Annotated in this window: 7 protein-coding genes; 6 read left to right on the forward strand and 1 reads right to left on the reverse strand. The window is 28.1% G+C overall.

Features of this window, described 5'->3' with window-relative positions; translation table 11 throughout:
- The first annotated feature begins 133 nt into the window (after nucleotides 1–133).
- The 6 genes from NK213_RS18715 to NK213_RS18740 all read left to right on the forward strand — a co-directional run bounded on the left by NK213_RS18715 (nucleotide 134) and on the right by NK213_RS18740 (nucleotide 4,038).
- On the forward strand, nucleotides 134–724 hold the full coding sequence (locus NK213_RS18715) for a hypothetical protein (protein ID WP_253352092.1): 591 nt from the start codon (nucleotides 134–136) through the stop codon (nucleotides 722–724).
- A gap of 71 nt (nucleotides 725–795) precedes the next feature.
- A complete protein-coding gene (locus NK213_RS18720) occupies nucleotides 796–1,056 on the forward strand; it encodes a hypothetical protein (protein ID WP_253352094.1) in 261 nt (86 codons plus the stop codon).
- Nucleotides 1,057–1,124: 68 nt separating this feature from the next.
- The gene (locus NK213_RS18725) at nucleotides 1,125–1,562 is read left to right on the forward strand and encodes a DKNYY domain-containing protein (protein ID WP_253352096.1); all 438 of its coding nucleotides are present in this window, start codon (nucleotides 1,125–1,127) and stop codon (nucleotides 1,560–1,562) included.
- Nucleotides 1,563–1,677: 115 nt separating this feature from the next.
- Complete coding sequence (locus NK213_RS18730; protein WP_253352098.1) at nucleotides 1,678–1,818, forward strand: hypothetical protein; 141 nt, start codon at nucleotides 1,678–1,680, stop codon at nucleotides 1,816–1,818.
- Nucleotides 1,819–1,938: 120 nt separating this feature from the next.
- Nucleotides 1,939–2,949: an RNA ligase (ATP) gene (locus NK213_RS18735; RefSeq protein WP_253352100.1), complete on the forward strand. Its 1,011-nt coding sequence runs from the start codon at nucleotides 1,939–1,941 to the stop codon at nucleotides 2,947–2,949.
- Between the two features lie 135 nt (nucleotides 2,950–3,084).
- Nucleotides 3,085–4,038 carry a DKNYY domain-containing protein gene (locus NK213_RS18740; RefSeq protein WP_253352102.1) on the forward strand — a complete coding sequence of 318 codons (954 nt, stop codon included), beginning with the start codon at nucleotides 3,085–3,087 and terminating at the stop codon, nucleotides 4,036–4,038.
- A gap of 155 nt (nucleotides 4,039–4,193) precedes the next feature.
- Here the strand turns inward: NK213_RS18740 and NK213_RS18745 are convergent, their stop codons facing one another.
- Nucleotides 4,194–5,135 (reverse strand): acyltransferase, encoded by a 942-nt coding sequence (locus NK213_RS18745; protein ID WP_253352104.1) that lies wholly within the window; start codon nucleotides 5,133–5,135, stop codon nucleotides 4,194–4,196.
- Nucleotides 5,136–5,560: the final 425 nt, after the last annotated feature.

Here is a 5,560-nt window from a genome sequence, read left to right on the forward strand (position 1 = left end):
TTTCGGACACCTGCCTTCTCTCAATTAGTTTACACAATCAAGATTTTTGTGTCCACTTTTTCATACTAACACCATTTTTATTTTAAAAAAATATGTTATAATTTTTAAAATTACAATATAATAAGGAGAGTAAATGGAGGAAGAATTAGAATTTTCATCTGTGGAAGAAATACAGAATATGGCATTAAAAAGTGAAAAATTAAGAGAAATTATGAAAGCGGAAATGGGAAATATCGACTTTGATAATATAGACAGTATTCAAGAGTATGTAGATGACTATTTCAGCGTGTTTATACATGACGGAACGCTGGAATTCAATGAGGATTTTTATATGATTGAAGAAGGAGGCATTTATTTCATAAATGGTGACTTTATTATAAACGGTAAGTTAGATACTTATGGAGCAACTACTTTATGTGTAAACGGAAATTTGAGAGCAGATGAAATTATGTTTTGTGACAACGAATATATAATAGAAAAAGATCTAACAGTGAAAGAAAAAATATATTTATGTGATACAGGATTACGTTTGGAAGTCGGCGGAGAGGTCGATGCTCCGGTGATTTATTCCAGTATAGAGGCAGGAGCTGTGAAATTCGGGTCCATTAGTCCCGAAACAAAAGGAGTAATTATCAAAAGCTCTTATGGTATAACAGGTAAAGAGGTATTTTTGAAAAATCTTAATTTAAATGAAATTGTATTTGAAGAAGATTATGAAGCATAATTTTAGTAATTTAAATTGTGAGAAATAAAGCAGAAAAAAGATAATAAAATAAAAATTAAGGAGGATTTTTAATGGATAAAATAAAAGTTTTGTTAGGAATAGGAATAATTTCTCTTATAATAGGCGGGTTTTTGACATTTAACAGTAAAAATAGAAGTCAGGATAATTTAGACATTGCTTTAAATGCCACAAATGCAGAGGAAGCAGCAAAATTAATTTCAAAAAACAACAGAAGTGAAGTCGGGCAGAATACAATAGGGATGGCTCTTTTAGGATTTGGCGGAGGAATAACTGCCGTTTCGTTAATAAGACTGCTGAAAAATAAAAAGTAAATAATATCAGAGTATCTTTGCGGATACTCTTTTTTATGTTATAATATGAAACTTCAGGAGACGGTGATATGGCAAAACATGTGAAAATCGGAAATGAGTATACGAGTTATAAAAAAGAAATATATCTTAACGGGAAAAAATTAAATATAGAATATCCAAAAAGTTTTCTAATTTTAGGCTGTTATTATTCTAAAGACCAGAAAAATGTATATCATAAGGATGTAAAAATAAAAGAGGCTGATATAGAAAGTTTTACGGTTTTGGACTGGGGATATGCCAAAGATAAGTTCAATGTATACTTTAACTATAATATTATCAGCGGAGCAGATCCTGTGAGTTTTGTAATTTTGGCAGATGATGATTACTCGAAGGATAGGAACTCGGTGTTTTATTTAGGGAGAAAAATAGATGGAGCCGTTTCTGATACTTTTCTGACACTGGAAGATGGAAAAGCTGAGGACGAGAATGCCTTTTATTTAGATGGAAAAATAACAGAAAAGAAATAACAGCAGTTATATTTAAATAAATAAAAAATCTCTTTTCTTTTTTCAAAAAATATGATATAAATAATCTATTCTAAGTTTTGATAGTAATATTATATAAAAAAAGGTAGGTAGAACTATGGAAAACTTAGACAATGATTATCTATATTACAGTTGTATATTAATAGATGTACTGTTAGAAAATCCTGACGGATTAGGAGACTTAATTATAGAATTAGAAAACTTAAAAAAAGAATATTGCAGAAATATAAAAAATTGAAAAGAGCGGAATGCTCTTTTTTTCTTTACAAAAAAAATCAGAATAACAAAAATTGCTTATTAAGTCTTGTGTAAGCACCTGAATTAGTATATAATTAAAACAATATAAGGAGGAACGGCTATGAGAAAGTTAGTAACAATTCAAAAAGTTAAAAATATTTTGCCAATTGAAAATTCAGATTTTATTGAGTTGGTTGAAATTATGGGATGGAAATGTGTTGTTAAAAAAGGAGAATTTAATATCGGGGATTTGGGAATTTACTTTGAAGTTGACAGTTTTCTGCCTATAACAGAAAAATTTGAATTTTTAAGAAATAACAGTTATACAAAAAATGAGATTATGGGAGAAGGATTTCGGATAAAAACAGCGAAATTACGAGGTAAAGTATCTCAGGGCCTTTTTTTGCCGCTTAAAGATTTTCCGGAATGTGAGCAGCTGACTGAAGGAACAGAGGTAACAGAATTACTAGGCGTAAAAAAATGGCAGATGCCTGAAGTAGAAGGAGCCGCCGGGATTGAAATAGGAGACAAACCATACGGTATTCCGACAACAGATGAAATTCGTGCCCAGTCAGATCAGAAATTAATAGATGATTTAACAGATAAATCATATTATATAACAACAAAAATGGACGGGACAAGCTGTACAATATATTTTAACAATGGACAGACCGGTGTATGCGGCCGGAATAAGGAGTATAAAGAAACAGATACAAGCAGTTACTGGAAACTTGCCAATATGTACAAGATACCTGAAAAATTAACAGAACTAGGTAAAAATATTGCATTACAGGGTGAATTCTGCGGTGAAAAAATTCAAAAAAACCGTTTGAAATTACAAAAGCCAAAATTTTTTATATTCAATGTTTATGATATTGACACTGCAACTTACTATAATTATAAAGATTTTAAAGATATTATTTCACATCTTGGACTGGAAACAGTACCTATGGAGGAAGAAGGGGAGAATTTTAATTATTCATTGGACGAGCTGCTTGAAAAAGCAAAAGGAAAGTATCCAAGCGGATTGGATAAGGAAGGGATTGTAATAAGAAGTCAGAGCATTACAGAGGATGGGAAATTTCTTTCATTTAAAGTGATAAATAATGATTTTTTGCTGAAGGAAAAGTAATAGGGAAATTTTTTATTACCCCGGCTTATTACAAAAGAAAAGCAGCATTTTTAAAATAGCTGTAATTAAGCGGTTGTTTTTTATATTAATGGCGATATGTATTTTAATATTTTATTTTGTTTGAGGAGGGATCAAATGATCAGAGGAAGAAATTATATTTTATTCGTGTTTATAGTTTTAGTTATGAATATCTCCTGTAGTAAAAATGAAATAAATCCGGCTTATAATGGAAAAAGCAGGTATAAAACTGCCGGAAATGCGATTTATTATGAAAAAAATATTTTGGAAAGTGTAGACCCGGCAAGTTTTGTGATTTTAAATGAATATTATGCAAAAGATAAAAATAACATATACTGGAAAGGGAAAAAAATAGACGGGATAGATGCGGACTCATTTAAAATTTTAGACATACATTATTCAAAAGATAAAAATCACGTATACGGGTTTTATGCTGTAGAAGTAGAGGGGGCAGATCCTGAAAGTTTTGAAGTATTAGGCGATGCTTATGCAAAAGATAAGGTAAGTGTATATTGGGACAGTAAGAAGCTGGAAGGTGCAGATCCGTCGACGTTTAAAAGATTAAGCCATCCTAGTTCTACTTCTTATTCGGCAGATAAAGAAAATGTGTATTATATAACTGAAAAAATAGAAGGGTCTGACCCGCAGACTTTTCAGATATTTCACCATAGTCTTGCTAAAGATGATAAAGCTGTATACTGGCAGGGGAAGCAAATGAGCGGAGCCGATGCCCGGACTTTTGAGTATCTAGGAGGATCTTACTCTAAAGACAAAAATAATATTTATGTGCAGGAAAAAATAATAAACGGTGTAGATAAAAAGACTTTTGAAATGATTGATTCAGCTATATCAAAAGATAAGAATAATGTATATTATAAAAATTTGATAATAGACGGAGCAGATTCTGAGAGTTTTGAGGTATTGGTATGCGGGGAAGTTATAGAACCAAAATCGCTGGAAAAGAAATCAGAGGTAAAAAAGTGTTTGGTGGAGTATAGGGATAAAAACTATATTTATGAGAATTTTCAGATAGAAAACGGGAAATTGAATGTGATAAAGAAGGATAGATAAATACAAACATGCATACATTAATGTTTTTTGGAAGTTATTGTTAAATAAATAGATGCGTTAGAGAAAAGTGGGGGAATAAAAAAAGATTGAGTCCTATACAATATAGAATTCAATCCTTACAGGCTCTTTTGAAATAGCTGTTCAATTTTTAGGTGTTACTTTAATTTATATCCTTTTTGATGTTTTTTATAAAATAATTTTATATTGTCAATTAAAAAAAATAAAAAAATAAAAAATAAAATTGTTAATGGAAAGATAATGAAAGTATTTTGTGTGTATTTAGAGCAATAATACATAAAAAAAGTATGGAATAAGTATATAAATAAAGAATTTTTTCCAATAATATTTATAAAAGGAATATTAATGTTTTTATTTTTCAAACAAAATATAAAAATCAAAAAAACTAATGGTAAAGTTGATAAAAGAAAGTTACTTCCAAGTGCATTTTTAAAATAATTAATGCTAATATACTTTTCTAACATGGATAATCCAGAAAAAATAAAAATTAATGGAATAATGGAACGATTTTTAAACTCAACCAAAATATCACTATATTGGTAAGAAAGAAAACCCAACATTACGAATATTAATGTAAAAAAAATTATAGTTCGAAATGGAAAATTTAAGTTTAAAAAATTATAATAACTTTCATTTTTACCAAATAAAGACATTATGTATAAAGGTAAAGAAACGAATAAAATTATTTTATTAATGGAGAAAAAGTTGGAAAAATAAAGAATAAAAATATCCCAAAATAAAGCAACTAAGAACCAAAAATTTAGCATAAGACCAAACCAAAATAGTCCTGAAAAAGTGATTGTGGGAACTTTAAAAATAAAGACAACATAAATAAGATAAGCTATTAAATATGTCAATAATATTTTTGTTTCATACTTTATAAAATATCTGAAATTATTAATATGTTTGGCATATAAAAAACCAGAAATGATCAAAAAGCATGGGACTGCTATTCTCGTAATAGGATCAAATAAAAAATAATAATATTCAAATTTATTAATGAATCCAGAGTGAATCATTATAACAAAAATAGAGGCTATGCCTTTTAAAAAATCAAAAGAATTAATACGTTTATTCATAAATACTCCTAATATAATTTTTTAATTAATTATATCGTGAATTAATTTAAAGGAGAAATAAAAAATGAAAATATATATTGAAAATAAAGTAGCATCATTAGATAAAAAAAATGTAGTTTAGAAAAGATAATACGGAATTATTGACAAAAATTGAAGAAAAAAGTTACCAAATAGAAAAAATAAATTATAAATTGTGTAGAAAAAAATTATAACTTAAATCTTATTGATTTTTATTAGAATGAATATAAACAAAACAGTTAGAAATATAAAATATTTTAAGAACCTGTAAAAGAGTTTTTTTATAATCTTCACATAGATGTCATAGTTATGCGATAAGATGTAATAAAGAATTAGACCAGTTATAAAATGTCAAGGAAAAAAAGAAGAATTTTTAAATAAAAAAATGAGTATCACAAAATAGACAG

The organism is Sebaldella sp. S0638 (assembly GCF_024158605.1).
Classification (GTDB): domain Bacteria; phylum Fusobacteriota; class Fusobacteriia; order Fusobacteriales; family Leptotrichiaceae; genus Sebaldella.

Excerpts from the sequence above, each read along its gene's own strand:
- NK213_RS18725 (WP_253352096.1), top strand. The coding sequence starts at position 1,125 with ATGGCAAAACATGTGAAAATCGGAAATGAGTATACGAGTTATAAAAAA.
- NK213_RS18730 (WP_253352098.1), top strand. The coding sequence starts at position 1,678 with ATGGAAAACTTAGACAATGATTATCTATATTACAGTTGTATATTAATA.
- NK213_RS18740 (WP_253352102.1), top strand. The coding sequence starts at position 3,085 with ATGATCAGAGGAAGAAATTATATTTTATTCGTGTTTATAGTTTTAGTT.
- NK213_RS18715 (WP_253352092.1), top strand. The coding sequence starts at position 134 with ATGGAGGAAGAATTAGAATTTTCATCTGTGGAAGAAATACAGAATATG.
- NK213_RS18745 (WP_253352104.1), bottom strand. The coding sequence starts at position 5,135 with ATGAATAAACGTATTAATTCTTTTGATTTTTTAAAAGGCATAGCCTCT.
- NK213_RS18735 (WP_253352100.1), top strand. The coding sequence starts at position 1,939 with ATGAGAAAGTTAGTAACAATTCAAAAAGTTAAAAATATTTTGCCAATT.
- NK213_RS18720 (WP_253352094.1), top strand. The coding sequence starts at position 796 with ATGGATAAAATAAAAGTTTTGTTAGGAATAGGAATAATTTCTCTTATA.